Annotated in this window: 17 protein-coding genes; 5 read left to right on the forward strand and 12 right to left on the reverse strand. The window is 72.2% G+C overall.

All coding sequences use genetic code 11. The features are described from left to right. Positions 1-20 precede the first annotated feature (20 nt). Genes hisF through hisD form a run of 8 tightly spaced genes read right to left on the reverse strand, consistent with a single transcriptional unit; the run spans position 21 to position 5,719 of the window. Positions 21-776, reverse strand: coding sequence for an imidazole glycerol phosphate synthase subunit HisF (gene hisF / locus ACIRF9_RS06065; RefSeq protein WP_403817026.1), 756 nt, complete (start codon positions 774-776; stop codon positions 21-23). Further along, the gene (locus tag ACIRF9_RS06070) at positions 773-1,177 is read right to left on the reverse strand and encodes a RidA family protein (protein WP_403817029.1); all 405 of its coding nucleotides are present in this window, start codon (positions 1,175-1,177) and stop codon (positions 773-775) included. The genes hisF and ACIRF9_RS06070 overlap by 4 nt, the downstream gene beginning before the upstream one ends. Beyond that, positions 1,174-1,899, reverse strand: coding sequence for a bifunctional 1-(5-phosphoribosyl)-5-((5-phosphoribosylamino)methylideneamino)imidazole-4-carboxamide isomerase/phosphoribosylanthranilate isomerase PriA (gene priA / locus ACIRF9_RS06075; protein ID WP_403817032.1), 726 nt, complete (start codon positions 1,897-1,899; stop codon positions 1,174-1,176). Before priA ends, ACIRF9_RS06070 begins: the two co-directional genes overlap by 4 nt. Further along, positions 1,896-2,540 carry an imidazole glycerol phosphate synthase subunit HisH gene (gene hisH / locus ACIRF9_RS06080; RefSeq protein ID WP_403817035.1) on the reverse strand — a complete coding sequence of 215 codons (645 nt, stop codon included), beginning with the start codon at positions 2,538-2,540 and terminating at the stop codon, positions 1,896-1,898. The genes priA and hisH overlap by 4 nt, the downstream gene beginning before the upstream one ends. Beyond that, positions 2,537-2,701, reverse strand: a complete 165-nt coding sequence (locus tag ACIRF9_RS06085; protein ID WP_403817038.1) for a hypothetical protein — start codon at positions 2,699-2,701, stop codon at positions 2,537-2,539. The genes hisH and ACIRF9_RS06085 overlap by 4 nt, the downstream gene beginning before the upstream one ends. Next, positions 2,698-3,291 (reverse strand): imidazoleglycerol-phosphate dehydratase HisB, encoded by a 594-nt coding sequence (gene hisB / locus ACIRF9_RS06090; protein ID WP_133910108.1) that lies wholly within the window; start codon positions 3,289-3,291, stop codon positions 2,698-2,700. The genes ACIRF9_RS06085 and hisB overlap by 4 nt, the downstream gene beginning before the upstream one ends. Next, positions 3,288-4,397, reverse strand: coding sequence for a histidinol-phosphate transaminase (locus tag ACIRF9_RS06095; RefSeq protein WP_403817041.1), 1,110 nt, complete (start codon positions 4,395-4,397; stop codon positions 3,288-3,290). Before ACIRF9_RS06095 ends, hisB begins: the two co-directional genes overlap by 4 nt. Next, complete coding sequence (hisD, locus tag ACIRF9_RS06100; RefSeq protein ID WP_403817044.1) at positions 4,394-5,719, reverse strand: histidinol dehydrogenase; 1,326 nt, start codon at positions 5,717-5,719, stop codon at positions 4,394-4,396. Before hisD ends, ACIRF9_RS06095 begins: the two co-directional genes overlap by 4 nt. 157 nt (positions 5,720-5,876) lie before the next feature. On the opposite strand from hisD, the gene ACIRF9_RS06105 reads away from it, so the two are divergent. From ACIRF9_RS06105 to ybaK, 4 genes are all read left to right on the forward strand, one after another. Further along, positions 5,877-7,454 carry an oxidoreductase gene (locus ACIRF9_RS06105; protein ID WP_403817047.1) on the forward strand — a complete coding sequence of 526 codons (1,578 nt, stop codon included), beginning with the start codon at positions 5,877-5,879 and terminating at the stop codon, positions 7,452-7,454. 177 nt (positions 7,455-7,631) lie between these two features. Beyond that, positions 7,632-8,666 carry a hypothetical protein gene (locus ACIRF9_RS06110; RefSeq protein WP_403817049.1) on the forward strand — a complete coding sequence of 345 codons (1,035 nt, stop codon included), beginning with the start codon at positions 7,632-7,634 and terminating at the stop codon, positions 8,664-8,666. Positions 8,667-8,677: 11 nt separating this feature from the next. Then, complete coding sequence (locus ACIRF9_RS06115; RefSeq protein WP_403817052.1) at positions 8,678-9,418, forward strand: LON peptidase substrate-binding domain-containing protein; 741 nt, start codon at positions 8,678-8,680, stop codon at positions 9,416-9,418. Between the two features lie 16 nt (positions 9,419-9,434). Further along, entirely contained in the window at positions 9,435-9,938 is a 504-nt protein-coding gene (gene ybaK / locus ACIRF9_RS06120) for a Cys-tRNA(Pro) deacylase (protein WP_403817055.1), read from the forward strand. 381 nt (positions 9,939-10,319) lie between these two features. On the opposite strand, the gene ACIRF9_RS06125 is transcribed toward ybaK, so the two are convergent. The 4 genes from ACIRF9_RS06125 to ACIRF9_RS06140 form a co-directional block, all read right to left on the reverse strand. Next, a complete protein-coding gene (locus ACIRF9_RS06125; RefSeq protein WP_403817058.1) occupies positions 10,320-11,006 on the reverse strand; it encodes a hypothetical protein in 687 nt (228 codons plus the stop codon). Between the two features lie 34 nt (positions 11,007-11,040). Beyond that, positions 11,041-11,862, reverse strand: coding sequence for an ABC transporter permease (locus ACIRF9_RS06130; RefSeq protein WP_403817060.1), 822 nt, complete (start codon positions 11,860-11,862; stop codon positions 11,041-11,043). Between the two features lie 94 nt (positions 11,863-11,956). Further along, on the reverse strand, positions 11,957-12,931 hold the full coding sequence (locus tag ACIRF9_RS06135) for an ABC transporter ATP-binding protein (RefSeq protein ID WP_403817944.1): 975 nt from the start codon (positions 12,929-12,931) through the stop codon (positions 11,957-11,959). 118 nt (positions 12,932-13,049) lie between these two features. Beyond that, entirely contained in the window at positions 13,050-14,270 is a 1,221-nt protein-coding gene (locus tag ACIRF9_RS06140) for an NYN domain-containing protein (RefSeq protein WP_403817063.1), read from the reverse strand. A gap of 223 nt (positions 14,271-14,493) precedes the next feature. Here ACIRF9_RS06140 and ACIRF9_RS06145 point away from each other — a divergent pair, with 223 nt between their 5' ends. Further along, complete coding sequence (locus ACIRF9_RS06145; protein WP_403817065.1) at positions 14,494-14,658, forward strand: hypothetical protein; 165 nt, start codon at positions 14,494-14,496, stop codon at positions 14,656-14,658. Positions 14,659-14,677 lie beyond the last annotated feature (19 nt).

A 14,677-nucleotide genomic window follows, 5' to 3' on the forward strand; every position in this document is an offset into this window, starting at 1 on the left:
TTACCTCGCGCCTGTGGGCGTCACCGCACGGGGTGTCCCGCCTCCCGCAGCGCCTGCTTCACTTCCCCGATCCGCAGGTCGCCGAAGTGGAACACCGACGCGGCCAGCACCGCGTCCGCGCCCGCCCCGACGGCCGGCGCGAAGTCGGCGAGCCGTCCGGCGCCGCCGGAGGCGATGACGGGGACCGTCACGTGCTTGCGGACAGCGGTGATCATCTCCAGGTCGTAGCCGTCCTTGGTGCCGTCCGCGTCCATCGAGTTCAGCAGGATCTCACCGGCGCCCAGCTCGGCCGCCCGGTGCGCCCACTCGATCGCGTCGATGCCGGTGCCCTTGCGACCGCCGTGGGTCGTCACCTCGAAGGTCCCCGACGGGGTGCGCCGGGCGTCCACCGAGAGCACCAGCACCTGGCTGCCGAACCGCTCGGCGATCTCCTTGATCAGCTCCGGGCGGGCGATGGCCGCCGTGTTGACGCCCACCTTGTCGGCGCCGGCCCGCAGCAGCTTGTCGACGTCCTCGGGCGTGCGCACCCCGCCGCCGACGGTCAGCGGGATGAACACCTGCTCGGCGGTGCGGCGCACCACGTCGTAGGTGGTCTCGCGGTTGCCCGACGAGGCGGTGATGTCCAGGAACGTCAGCTCGTCGGCGCCCTCGGCGTCGTACACCTTGGCCATCTCGACGGGGTCGCCCGCGTCGCGCAGGTTCTGGAAGTTGACGCCCTTGACGACCCGGCCGTTGTCCACGTCCAGGCAGGGGATGACTCGGACCGCCAGGGTCATGAATCCACGGCTCCTCTGTATGCCTCTAGTTCCACTTCGACCAGGATGCGCGGGTCGACGAAGCCCTCCACCACCAGCAGGGTGGACACCGGACGCACCGCGTCGAAGAACTCCTTGTGGGCCCGGCCCACCTCGTCGACGTCCCGCGAATGCGTCAGGTACATCCGGGTACGGATCACGGACTCCACACCGAGCCCGAACTCACCGATCGCCTCGACCGCGCTGGTGAAGGCCACCTTGGCCTGCTCGTAGGGGTCGCCCTCCCCGTAGAGCACGCGTCCCTTGAAGGACGTGGTGCCCGCCACCAGCACACGGTCTCCCGCCGCGACGGCACGTGCGAAACCGAAACTCTCTTCCCAGGGACTTCCGCTCTGCACACGCCGCACGGCTTCGGACGTCATGACGACACAGCCTCCAAGGCCTCTTCCAAGGTGAACGCCTTCGCGTAGAGCGCCTTCCCGACGATGGAGCCCTCGACACCGAGCGGCACCAGCTCGGCGATGGCCCGCAGGTCGTCGAGGGACGACACGCCGCCGGACGCCACGACCGGGCGGTCCGTCGCCGCGCACACGTTCTTCAGCAGCTCCAGGTTGGGACCCTGCAGCGTGCCGTCCTTGGCGATGTCGGTGACGACGTACCGGGCGCAGCCCTCCTCGTTGAGCCGCTCCAGCGTCTCGTAGAGGTCGCCCCCGTCACGGGTCCAGCCGCGCCCGCGCAGGGTGGTGCCCTTGACGTCGAGGCCGACCGCGATCCGGTCACCGTGCTCGGCGATGACCTTGGCGACCCACTCCGGGGTCTCCAGGGCGGCGGTGCCGAGGTTGACGCGGGTGCAGCCGGTGGCCAGCGCGGCGGCGAGCGTGGCGTCGTCACGGATGCCGCCGGACAGCTCCACCTTGATGTCCATCGCCTGCGTGACCTCGCGGACCAGGGCCCGGTTGTCGCCGGTGCCGAACGCGGCGTCCAGGTCCACCAGGTGCAGCCACTCGGCGCCCGCCCGCTGCCAGGCCAGGGCCGCCTCGAGCGGAGAGCCGTACGAGGTCTCCGTGCCGGACTCGCCGTGCACCAGACGGACCGCCTGGCCGTCCCGGACATCGACGGCGGGGAGGAGTTCGAGCTTGCTCACAGGGTTCCGATCCAGTTGGTGAGGAGCTGGGCTCCGGCGTCGCCGGACTTCTCGGGGTGGAACTGCGTGGCCCACAGGGCGCCGTTCTCCACGGCCGCCACGAACGGCTTGCCGTGCGTCGACCAGGTCACCCTGGGCGCGCGCATGGCCTCGTTGTGCGTCTCCAGGGACCAGTCGTGGACGGCGTAGGAGTGCACGAAGTAGAAGCGGGCGTCCGCGTCCAGGCCGGCGAACAGCTCGGAGTCGGCCGGGGCCTCCACGGTGTTCCAGCCCATGTGGGGCACGATCTCGGCCTGCAGCGGCTCGACCGCGCCGGGCCACTCGTCGAGGCCCTCGGTCTCGACGCCGTGCTCGATGCCGCGCGCGAACAGGATCTGCATGCCGACGCAGATGCCCATCACCGGGCGGCCGCCGGACAGCCTGCGGTCGATGATCCAGTCGCCGCGCGCCTCCCGCAGCCCCGTCATACAGGCGGCGAAGGCGCCGACGCCGGGCACCAGCAGCCCGTCGGCGTTCATGGCCTTGTCGAAGTCACGCGTTATCTCGACGTCGGCCCCGGTGCGCGCGAGGGCGCGCTCGGCGGAGCGGACGTTGCCGAAGCCGTAGTCGAAGACGACGACCTTCTTGCTCACCGCGCTCAACTCCACACCTCCAGCCTCAGGACGCCGGCAACGAGACACATCCCGGCGCCGATCGACAGCAGCACGATCAGGCTCCTCGGCATGTCCTGCTTGACGAAGGAGTAGATGCCGCCGGCCAGGAAGAGGCCGACGACGATCAGCAGGGTGGAGAGCCCGTTCACAGCGCGCCCTTCGTGGAGGGGAGGATGCCGGCCGCGCGCGGGTCGCGCTCGCTCGCGTACCTGAGCGCCCGGGCCAGTGCCTTGAACTGGCACTCCACGATGTGGTGCGCGTTGCGCCCGTAGGGCACGTGCACGTGCAGCGCGATCTGGGCCTGGGCGACGAACGACTCCAGGATGTGCCGGGTCATCGTGGTGTCGTACTCGCCGATCATCGGCGCCATGTTCTCGGGCTCCGTGTGCACGAGGTACGGGCGGCCGGAGAGGTCGACGGTCACCTGGGCGAGGGACTCGTCCAGCGGGACGGTGCAGTTGCCGAAGCGGTAGATGCCCACCTTGTCGCCGAGGGCCTGCTTGAAGGCGGCGCCGAGGGCGAGGGCGGTGTCCTCGATGGTGTGGTGCGAGTCGATGTGCAGGTCGCCGTCGGTCTTCACGGTCAGGTCGAACAGACCGTGCCGGCCGAGCTGGTCGAGCATGTGGTCGTAGAAGCCGACGCCGGTCGACACGTCGACCTTGCCGGTGCCGTCGAGGTTGATCTCGACGAGGACCGAGGTCTCCTTCGTCGTCCGCTCTATACGTCCTACGCGGCTCATGCGCTCTGCTCCTTCTTGACTTCACGGACCGCGTCGAGGAACGCGTCGTTCTCTTCGGGGGTTCCGGCGGTGACCCGCAGCCAGCCCGGCACGCCGTTGTCCCGGACCAGGACGCCCCGGTCGAGGATCTTCTGCCAGATCTCGTGGGCGTCCGCGAACCGGCCGAACTGCACGAAGTTGGCGTCGGACGCCGTGACCTCGTAGCCGATCGCCAGCAGCTCGCTCACCAGCCGGTCGCGCTCCGACTTCAGCTGCTCGACGTACTTCAGCAGCGTGTCGGTGTGTTCCAGGGCGGCCAGCGCGGTCGCCTGGGTGACGGCGGACAGGTGGTAGGGCAGCCGGACGAGCTGGACGGCGTCCACGACGGCCGGGTGGGCGGCGAGGTAGCCGAGGCGCAGGCCGGCCGCGCCGAAGGCCTTCGACATCGTCCGGGAGACGACGAGATGCGGGCGGCCCTCGAGCAGGGGCAGCAGCGAGTCGCCGTGGCTGAACTCGATGTACGCCTCGTCGACGACCACGATCGACGGCTTCGCGGCCTGCGCGGCCTCGTACAGCGCGAGGACCGTCTCGGCCGGGACCGCGGTGCCGGTGGGGTTGTTGGGGGTGGTGATGAAGACGACGTCCGGGCGGTGCTCGGCGAGGGCCTTCTCGGCCGCGGCGAGGTCGATGGTGAAGTCCTCGTTGCGGGGACCGGAGATCCAGCCGGTGCCGGTGCCGCGCGCGATGAGCCCGTGCATCGAGTACGACGGCTCGAAGCCGATCGCCGTGCGGCCCGGTCCGCCGAAGGTCTGCAGCAGCTGCTGGAGGACCTCGTTGGAGCCGTTGGCGGCCCACACGTTGGCCAGGCCGACCTCGTACCCGGAGGTGTCCGTCAGGTACTTCGCGAGCCGGGTGCGCAGCTCGACCGCGTCCCGGTCGGGGTAGCGGTTGAGGTCGCGGGCCGCCTCGCGCACCCGCTCCGCGATCCGCTCGACCAGCGGCTCGGGCAGCGGGTAGGGGTTCTCGTTGGTGTTCAGCCGTACGGGGACGTCCAACTGGGGCGCGCCGTAGGGGGACTTGCCGCGCAGCTCGTCCCGTACGGGGAGATCGTCGATTCCGAGGTTCACTTGCTCGTCGGTACCTTCCACCCGAACCTTGCCTTGATCGCCGCGCCGTGCGCGGGCAGGTCCTCCGCCTCCGCCAGCGTCACCACGTGGTGCGCGACCTCGGCCAGCGCGTCCTTCGTGTAGTCGACGATGTGGATGCCGCGCAGGAAGGACTGGACCGACAGACCCGAGGAGTGGCAGGCGCAGCCGCCGGTGGGCAGCACGTGGTTGGACCCGGCCGCGTAGTCGCCGAGCGAGACCGGCGCCCAGGGCCCGATGAAGATCGCGCCGGCGTTCTTCACCCGGTCGGCCACGGCCGCCGCGTCCGCCGTCTGGATCTCCAGGTGCTCGGCGCCGTACGCGTCGACGACCCTGAGGCCCTCGTCGACGCCGTCGACGAGCACGATCGCGGACTGCCTGCCCTTGAGGGCCGGGACGATCCGGTCGTCGATGTGCTTGGTCGCCGCGATCTGCGGCTCCAGCTCCTTCTCGACCGCGTCCGCCAGCTCGACGGAGTCGGTGACCAGCACGGCGGCGGCCAGCGGGTCGTGCTCGGCCTGGCTGATCAGGTCGGAGGCGACGTGCACCGGGTCGGCCGTGTCGTCGGCGAGGACCGCGATCTCGGTCGGACCGGCCTCGGCGTCGATGCCGATCTTGCCGGTGAAGTAGCGCTTGGCGGCGGCGACCCAGATGTTGCCGGGGCCGGTGACCATGTTGGCGGGCGCGCAGGACTCGGTGCCGTACGCGAACATCGCGACGGCGGTGGCGCCACCGGCCGCGTACACCTCGTCGACGCCGAGCAGCGCGCACGCGGCGAGGATCGTCGGGTGCGGCAGACCACCGAACTCGGCCTGAGCGGGCGAGGCGAGCGCGATGGACTCGACGCCGGCCTCCTGGGCCGGTACGACGTTCATCACCACGGAGGACGGGTAGACCGACCGCCCGCCGGGCGCGTACAGCCCGACGCGCTCCACGGGCACCCACTTCTCGGTCACCGAGCCGCCCGGCACGACCTGGGTCGTGTGGGTCGTACGGCGCTGCTCGCGGTGGACGAGACGGGCGCGGCGGATGGACTCCTCCAGGGCCGCGCGCACGGCCGGGTCGAGCTGCTCCAGCGCGTCGGTGAGGGCCTGCGCGGGGACGCGTACGGATTCCAGCCGTACTCCGTCGAACTTCTCGGCGAAGTCGATCAGCGCCGCGTCGCCCCGATGATGCACGGCCTCGCAGATCGGACGCACCTTCTCCAGGGCGGCCTGAACGTCGAAGTCGGCTCGGGGCAGCAGGTCACGCAGGGCGGGGCCCTCGGGAAGGGCGTCGCCGCGCAGATCGATTCGAGAGATCACGGTCCAATTCTCTCAGACCGGGATCCGGCGCCGTCCGCGCGTATCAGTGGCTGATACAGAACGTGGCCGGAACCCGGAAGATCACCTTCACGTCTGGCATTCAGGGGGTTACCGAAGGGCATCAACGGCTGTGAGTGACCAGAGGGGGTGACAGAGGGTGACCGAAGGGGACGGGATCGACACAGGTGACATTCCGGATGATCTGACCGCCACCGAGGCCGGCATGTGGCAGGCCTTCCGCAACGGCAGCGTGTACGACCTGAGCAGCGGGGACACGGTCGTCGACGACCCGCACGGCGGACATCCGTGGGGCGCGGGGCGGACCGTGCGGGCCCGGATCGTCGCCTGGCTGCTGCTGGACGGCCCGCCCGCGCTGGCCGGCCGGGTGTCCTCGCTCAAGCTGGCCGGCGTGCAGATCAGCGGCAGTCTGGACCTGGCGGGCGGCACGGTGGTGCCGTACGTGGAGCTGAGACGCTGCCGGTTCGAGCGGGACGTGCTGGTGCCGGAGGCGCGGTTCGCGACGCTTCGGATGGTGGACTGCTCGGTGCCCCGTCTGGAGGCGGCCCGGCTGCACACCGAGGGCGATCTGCATCTCCCCCGCTGCCGCTTCCACAACGGCGTCCGGCTCACCGACGCGCACATCGGCACGGACCTGATGCTCAACCAGGCGGTCGTGCACCGCGACCGCACCGGCCGCTCCATCGCCGCGGACGGCATGACGGTCGGGCAGGACCTCCAGGCCGAGCTCCTGGAGTCGCACGGCGAGCTGAGCCTGCGCAGCGCCAAGATCGGCGTGTCGCTGAGCCTGCGCGGGGCCCGGCTGTCCAATCCGTACACCCGGCTCGCGCTGAACGCGCCCCAGCTGACGGTGGAGCGCTCCCTGTACCTGACCCCGGCCGGCGTCGGCGTACAGGCGCTGAGCGGGGCGACGCCGGCCCGCGGGACACGCATCCAGCGGTTCGAGTGCCGCGGCGGGCTGCGCCTGGACGACGGGCGGTTCGGGGACGCCGTGGACCTCGATCGGGCGCGGTTCTCCTTCACCGAGGAGCAGGAGTTGTCGCTGCGCCGGGTGCAGACGCCGGAGCTGCGCTTCCTCGGGGAGCGGCCACCGCGCGGCAAGGTGGTGCTGTCCGGCGCCCGGGTGATCAACCTGGTGGACCGGGCGAGCGCCTGGCCGGGCCCCGGCAGTCTGCACATGGGCGGCTTCGCCTACGAGAACCTGGTGCCGCAGGGCCCGTTCCCGCTGGCCGCGCGGCTGGAGTGGGTGGCCGCCGCGACCGCCGAGTACGCCCCGGAGCCGTACGAGCGGCTGGCGACGGTGCTGCGGGCGGGCGGCGAGGACGAGGACGCCCGCGAGGTGCTGCTCGCCAAGCAGCGCCGCCGCCGGGAGACCCTGCCGCCCGCCGCGAAGCTCTGGGGCTTCATACAGGACTGGACGGTCGCCTACGGGTACCGGCCGGGCCGGGCCGCGGTGTGGATGGCGGTGCTGTGGGCGGCGAGCTCCCTGGCCTTCGCGAACGCCCCGCATCCCCCGGTCGACCGCAACGGGCATCCGCCCTGGAACCCGGCCCTGTTCACCCTCGATCTGCTGCTGCCGGTGATCGACCTGGGCCAGGTCGGGCAGTGGCAGCTCACCGGCGGCTGGCAGTGGCTGTCGACGGCACTGATCCTGCTCGGCTGGATCCTGGCGACGACGGTGGCGGCGGGGGCGACGCGGCTGCTGCGGCGCGGGTGACACAGTCGGCACTCACGCGCTGAAACCCGTCTCCACGAAACCTCCTTGTCGGTCCACGAACAATCCCTGAACAGCGCTCACCTTTTACGGTTCCTTGACCTGGCGGCGTACAACTTTCCTGGGGTTGCCCGCACCCTCTGGCGCAACCCGACCTGCGGCTTTTCAATGGGCGGCACCATGGCTCTGCTGCCCCCCTTCATCCGTGCCTCCCGGATCTCCCGGACGGCACGGACGACCGCCGCCCCCCACCCCGGCGCCGGGCTCCCCGCCGACGACGAGGTGCTCCTCGACGTGCCCGACGACCGGCTCGGTCCGGCACTGGTCGCGGCCGGCCGTGGCTCCTACGAGACGGCCGCCGAGTTGCTGTCCCGCACCCGGGAGCGGGCCGAGTGGGAGTACCGCGACCGCTATGTGACCCGCCTCGCCTCCTTCGCCCGCTCGCGTGACGAGTGGTTCGAGGAGTGGCGTGCCGCGGCGCCGCGGGACCCGGACCTCCTGCTGCTCTCCGCCCAGCTCGCGGTGGACCGCGCCTGGCAGTCACCGGCCCGGGCCGAACTGCTGCGCGAGGTGAGCCCGCTGATCACGGCCGCCGCACAGGCCGACCACCGCGACCCGGTGCCCTGGCGGATCGCCCTGGACCACGCGCGCGGCGCCCGGGCGGGCCACAAGTACTTCGGCGAACTGTGGGAGGCGGCGGTCCGGCGCGCCCCGCACCACTACGGCTGCCATGTCGCCGCCAAGCGCTATCTCGCCGAGTCCTGGCACGGCTCGCACCGAGAGTGCTTCGACTTCGCCGACCGCGCCGCCCAGGACGCACCGGCCGGCTCGCTGGTCCAGGCACTGCCGGTACGGGCGGCGTTCGCCTACCTCACCGACGGCTGCGGCCCCGAGGTACCGCGCGAACGGCTGGACGCGGCGGCCGACCGCGCGATCGAGCTCTCCGCCCGCTTCCCGTCCCTGGACCCCTGGCCGGCCGAGATCCGCAACCTGCTGACGTACGTCCTCGTCCGCCTCGACCGGCTCGACGACGCCCTCGTCCAGCTGCGCCTGATCGGCCCTTACGCCACGTCCTTCCCCTGGGGCCGGCTGTCGGACGACCCGCTCGGCCACTTCCTGGCGGTCCGCGAGGGCGTCTACACGGGACGGCCCGCGCCGGGCCCCGGGCATCCACGAAATGGGCACGACGACCGAGCGCACCCGGACGACCACTAGGCTTCTGCGCCGTGACCACCGTCCGTCTGCCGCTCTTCCCCCTGAACTCGGTGCTGTTCCCGGGGCTGGTGCTTCCGCTGAACATCTTCGAGGAGCGCTATCGCGCCATGATGCGCGATCTGCTCAAGACCCCCGAGGACGAACCGCGCCGGTTCGCCGTCGTCGCCATCCGCGACGGCCACGAGGTCGCGCCCAGCGCGCCCGGCCTGCCCGACCAGACGGCCGTGCCCGAGCGCGGCCCGGCGGCCGGCTTCGGCGACGACCCACTCAAGGCGTTCCACGGCACCGGCTGCATCGCCGACGCGGCCACCATCCGCGAACGCGCCGACGGCACCTTCGAGGTCCTGGCGACGGGCACGACCCGCGTACGCCTCGTCTCCGTGGACGCGTCGGGCCCGTTCCTCACGGCGGAGCTGGAAGAACTCCCCGAGCAGCCGGGCGACGAGGCGGGCGCCCTGGCCGAGGGCGTCCTGCGGGCCTTCCGCCAGTACCAGAAACGCCTGGCGGGCGCCCGCGAGCGCTCCCTGGCCACGGGCGCGGACCTCCCCGACGACCCGTCGGTGGTGTCCTACCTGGTGGCCGCCGCGATGATGCTGGACACCCCCACCAAGCAACGCCTCCTCCAGGCCCCCGACACGGCCTCCCGCCTCCGGGACGAACTGAAACTCCTTCGCACCGAGACCGCGATCATCCGTAGCCTGCCCTCGCTCCCCGCGTCGGACCTGACGCGCGGTCCGACGAGTCTCAACTGAAGGCGCTCACGCATCCATGGCCAAGAAGTCGAAGAAGCAGCAGCAGTCCGGCGGCACCCCCGCCACGGTGGCCCTCACCTCGGCCGGCGTGGACTTCACGATCCACTCCTACGACCACGACCCGAGCCACCCGTCCTACGGCGAGGAGGCCGCCGAAGCGATGGGCGTCTCCCCCGACCGCGTCTTCAAGACCCTGGTCGCGGACGTCGACGGCACCCTCACCGTCGCCGTGGTCCCCGTGGCGGGCTCCCTGGACCTCAAGGCCCTCGCCTCTGCCGTGGGCGGCAAACGAGCCGCCATGGCCGACCCCACCCTCGCCGAACGCACCACCGGCTACGTCCGCGGCGGCATCTCCCCCCTGGGCCAGCGCAAGCAGCTCCCCACGGTCCTCGACGACTCCGCCACCACCCACCCCACCATCTGCGTCTCGGCAGGCCGCCGAGGCCTCGAGGTCGAACTCTCCCCCACCGACCTCACCACCCTGACCAAGGCAACCCTGGCTCCCATCGCCCGCCCCTGACCTCCCCCGACGTTCGAGACCAAGGCCAAAGCCACCGGCCGGTGCGCATTTCAGCCCGCCCGACATTCAAGGCCAAGCCCGAAACCATCCCAAACCCCCACCCACCCGCACGGGGCCCAGCCCTTCAGCCCCGGCCGGTGCGCATTTCAGCCCGCCCGACATCCGAGGCCAAGCCCGAAACCATCCCAAACCCCCACCCACCCGCAAGCGGGCTCAGCCTCCCAGCCCCGGCCCGGGGTGTGTTTCAGCCCGTCCGGCGTTTGAGGACGAGGCCCGTTCAGGGCCGAAGCGGGGGTCTGGGGGCGCAGCCCCCAGGGGGTCGAAGGGGCGGAGCCCCTGGGGATGGGAACGGGTAAGGGCGGCGGGGGCGGAAAACCCGGCTTACGCGAGCGGCGCCCCGTAGGAATCCTTCGGCGCCGGCCCCTGCGCATACGGCTCAGGATCCCGAGGCCCGAACAACGCCGTAAGCCCCAGATGCACCAGCAGCCCAGCCAACGACCACGCCAGCAACGCCCCCTTCGCCCCCAGCTCCAAGGGCGCCGAGAACGTCACCCCCTTCCCCGCGGCCTTGGCCTGAGCGATCACATCCGACCCGGGCCCGAGCCACACCCCCAGCCGCCACGCCACCACCGACCCCAGCAGCCCCCCGACCGCCAGCGCCACCACCAGAGGCACACCCCCACGCCGCCGCCAGGCGAACACCACCCCCGCACTCACGGCCCCGAACGCCAGCGCCAGCAGCGTGAACGTCCCGTCCACCCCGATCGCCTGCTCCCCCTCGGTGTCCTTGAGATAGACGACCCACCCGCCGTTCACCACATCACCGACCAGCGGCACCGAAGGCGCGAGCCACTCCCACAGGAACCCGAACAGCACCCCGGCCACCGCGACCAGCACCGTGACCACGGCGGCTTCCCGCAGCTCGGTCTTCATGCCAGGCCCGTCCTGTCCGTACACGGCATCGTGCGGCGCCGGAGCCACCCCCAGGTACCCACTCGGCGAGGGCGGCCAGGCACCCTGCGGAGACGGTTCGTGCGGCGGCGGAGGCGGAGTCAGCGGTGCGGTCACCCTGACATCGTGCCAGGCCCGCCTGTGCGGCGCGTCACCGGACGGCGGCCCGACGGTACGCCCAGGTGGCGACGGCGAGCGAGACGACGCCCACTCCGGCGCACACGGCGAGGTCCCCGAGCACCAGCGCCCAGTCGGGATCGGGCCCGAACGTCCGCGCGAACGCCTCGACCCCGTACGTCGACGGCAGCAGATCCCGGGCGAACCGCACCGCCTCCGGCATCCGGTCCGGCGGCAGCACCCCGAGCAGCAGCGCCGCCGACATCCCGAGCTGCCCCAGCACGGTGGCCAGCTCCGGCCGCGGCGCGAGCAGCCCGAAGGCCGCGCCGAGCCCGGACAGCGCGGCGCCCGCCAGCGGGATGACGGCCGCGAGCACCCACAGATGCGTCAGCGGCAGCCCGAACAGCACACACCCGAACACCGCGGTCACCAAAGTCCCCGGCACGGTGAACGAGGCGTACGCCCCGGCCGCCCCCAGCACCACCGCCGCGGGCGGCACCGGCAGCGTCGCGTAGTGGTCGAGCCCCCCGCTGGCCCGCAGCTGCCCGAAGTACTGCGCCAGCAGGTTGAGCGCCACGAACGCGACGACGAGCACCGCCGACCCGGCGACGACCGCCTCCGCCTCGCTGCCCCCGTCCACGACACCCCGCATCATGATCAGGATGCCGACCGACTGGAAGGTCGCCACGAACAGCAGCGGAATCCGCGCCACCCGCGCCCGGGACAGCTGCGCCCGGTACACGGCCACGAGCGACGGCCACATCCGCGCGCGCGGCCCCAGCTCGGCGGCCACGCGGACCGTCCCGGTGACGGCGCGGGCGCTGCCGGGCAGAACCTCGGCGGGTACGACACTCACGTGGCGCTGCTCCTCTTCGCTACGACTCTCACACCGTCCCCCACGGCCCCGGAGACACCGTCTGCGTCTGATACGGCCCCGAGGGCCCCCGCGCTCATGCCCGCACCAGCCCCTGCCGTGCGGCCCCGCCCAACGCCAGGTACACGTCCTCCAGGCTGGGCGTGGCGAGGGTGAAGTCGTCCAGGGCGGCGAAGGCGGCCCCGCCGGTGACGGTGGCGACGATCGCACGGGCCTCGTCGGGCGCCAGCCGCATCGTCCAGCGGCGCCCGGACTCCACGGCCCGCTCCCGCAGCGCGGCGACCTCGGGCACGTCCAGCGGCGCCCGTTCCCGCCACACCAGCTCGACCCGCACCTCGCCGGCGACCTGTTCCTTGAGTCCGGCGGGCGTGTCGCAGGCGATGACCCGGCCCTTGTCGAGGACGGCGACGCGGTCGAGGACGGTCTCGGCCTCGATGACGTTGTGGGTGACCAGCAGCACCGTGGTCCCCCGTTCGGCGCGCCGCCGGTCCACGGCCGACCAGACCGCCCGGCGCGCCACCGGATCCATCCCGGTGGTCGGCTCGTCCAGCACCAGCAGCGGCCGCTCCCCCACGAGCGCGGCCGCGAAGCACGCCAGCCTGCGCTGTCCGCCGGACAGCTTGCGCAGCGCCCGCCCGGCGATCGGCGTGAGCCCCAGCTCGTCGAGGACGGAGTCCCGCTCCTGCCGGGCCTGCCGTACGTCGAGGCCGCGCAGCCGTCCGGTCGTCTCGGCGGCCAGCGACACGGTCAGCTCGTCTAGTGCCGTGGACTCCTGGCCGAGGTAGGCGAGGATGCGCGCGGCCCGTTCGGGGTGGCGCACGATGTCGTGCCCGAGGATCTCCACGGTGCCCGTGTCGGGCCGCATCAGCCCGGTCATCTGTCGTACGAGGGTGGACTTGCCGGCGCCGTTCGGGCCGAGCAGCCCGAAGATCTCACCGCGGCGGATGTCCAGCTCCACGTCGTCGGTGGCCCGGACCTCGGGGGTTGCCGGGGTGCCGCGCCGGCCCCGTACCGCCGGATAGGTCTTGGTCAGTCCGCGCACGGCGCACACGACCTCGTCCCTGTGCCGGTTGGCCGGTGCCGCGCGCGTACTCACAAGGGACGAGACTACGGGGTCGGGGCGGCCCGCTCGCCGTTGGGGGCGCCCCGAGTGCCCGGTTCGGTCCCCGTCAGTCCCCCGCGGGCGCGTGCTCGGCGGCGGTCCGGACGTCGACCTCGCGCCAGAAGCCCGCCCGGATGGCGTAGCGGTCGTGCTCGTCGATCTGGTCGTCCTTGTGCGCGAGCAGTCCGAAGCGTGCCGCGTAGCGCAGGAGCTCGCCGTCGATGCGGTGCGGGATCCGCGGGTACATGCCGGACAGCTTCTGCAGATGGCCCTGGTCGCCGAGGCGCCCCATCCACCGGCGGGCGAAGACCTGCCCCACCTCGTACGGGTCGCCGCCGACGGTGGTGATGTCCTCCTCGCGGTCCGCCCACCGCTGCTCCGCCGTGGTCAGCTGGGCCAGCGTCGGCATGGAGGCGACCTCGGAGGGCTCGGCGACGACACCGGGCCGGTCGACCCAGCCCTTGTCGGAGGACCAGCGCAGGGTGGCGGTGGCGGGGTGCGGGGCGGGGTGGGTGCCGGGCGCGCGCAGCGCGGCCAGGTCCTTGGGGGTGGGGACGCCCTTGGCCGCGGGCACGCGCTCCTGCGCGCCGGTGGGGTCGGCGGCAGCCGCGGTGGCGTGCTCGGGCTCCTCGGAGGAGCGCTCGGCGGCGGGGGCGAGACCGGCGTCGGGCAGCGGCGCGGAGAGGATCGCGGCGATCTCGGGCCGGGGTACGGGCGGCGGTGCGCACACCCCGCCGAGTTCCTTGGCGCGGACGGCCTTGGTGATCCACGTACGGTCCAGGACGCGCCGTTCGTCGGCTTCCGCGACCAGGTCCTCGGACTGGTTGTAGTCGCCGTCGGCGGCCTGGACGGCCCACAGGTGGACGGCGACGCCGTGCTCCTTGGCGGCCATCATGCCGGGCAGCAGGTCGCCGTCGCCGGTGACGAGGACGACGTCGGAGCAGGCGCGGTTGCGGGCCAGCTCGGTCAGTTCGGCGTGCATGGCGGCGTCGACGCCCTTCTGGGCCCACCGTCCGTCGCTGCGGGTCAGGGCGCCCAGCCGGACGGTGACCCGGGGCATCACCCGCAGCCTGCGGTGCTCGGGCTGGGGGACGCGGTCGGGGGCGCCGTCGAACCAGTAGATGCGCAGCAGTGGCCGTTCGGTGTCGGACTCGGCCTGTTCGCGCAGGCCCTGGACGAGGGCGGAGTGGTCGACGGTGATCCGGGACCGCGAGGGTTCTCCGGCGAGGAGACTCGCGGCGGCCCCCAGCAGATACCCGGCGTCCACCAGGACGATGCAGCGGTCCACACGACTCACCCTCTTCCCGGGAGGTTTGCTTGGGCTTCCTTCGAGTCTGCCCGACCATGCGGGGGTTAACGGCCCGAACTCGATCTTCGGCGTGGCGTTTCGGGGCGATGCGCTCCGAGAACCCCTGTCACGGACGGTAATTATCCGAAATGCGCCTTAAGTCAGCCTATGTGAATCTGGTCGCGGCCCTGGTCCCTACATCCCCCGCAGGAGGCAGATCCCCATGGCCAAGAACAAGAAGCAGGACCGTAAACAGCCGCAGGCCGAGCGTGGTCAGCAGCAGGCCCAGCAGTCCTCGATGCAGGAGCAGGCCGAGCAGCGGATCTCGCAGGTGACCCCGGCGGACGTCGCCCGCAAGGGCCGGCAGAAGCGGTTCGGGCACAACTGACATCCGCGCAGCGGGCTGT

Source organism: Streptomyces sp. NPDC096132 (assembly GCF_044763345.1).
Classification (GTDB): domain Bacteria; phylum Actinomycetota; class Actinomycetes; order Streptomycetales; family Streptomycetaceae; genus Streptomyces.

Coding starts and splice junctions, on each gene's coding strand:
- ACIRF9_RS06145 (WP_403817065.1), top strand. CDS start 14,494: ATGGCCAAGAACAAGAAGCAGGACCGTAAACAGCCGCAGGCCGAGCGT.
- ACIRF9_RS06110 (WP_403817049.1), top strand. CDS start 7,632: ATGGCTCTGCTGCCCCCCTTCATCCGTGCCTCCCGGATCTCCCGGACG.
- ACIRF9_RS06070 (WP_403817029.1), bottom strand. CDS start 1,177: ATGACGTCCGAAGCCGTGCGGCGTGTGCAGAGCGGAAGTCCCTGGGAA.
- hisB (WP_133910108.1), bottom strand. CDS start 3,291: ATGAGCCGCGTAGGACGTATAGAGCGGACGACGAAGGAGACCTCGGTC.
- ybaK (WP_403817055.1), top strand. CDS start 9,435: ATGGCCAAGAAGTCGAAGAAGCAGCAGCAGTCCGGCGGCACCCCCGCC.
- hisF (WP_403817026.1), bottom strand. CDS start 776: ATGACCCTGGCGGTCCGAGTCATCCCCTGCCTGGACGTGGACAACGGC.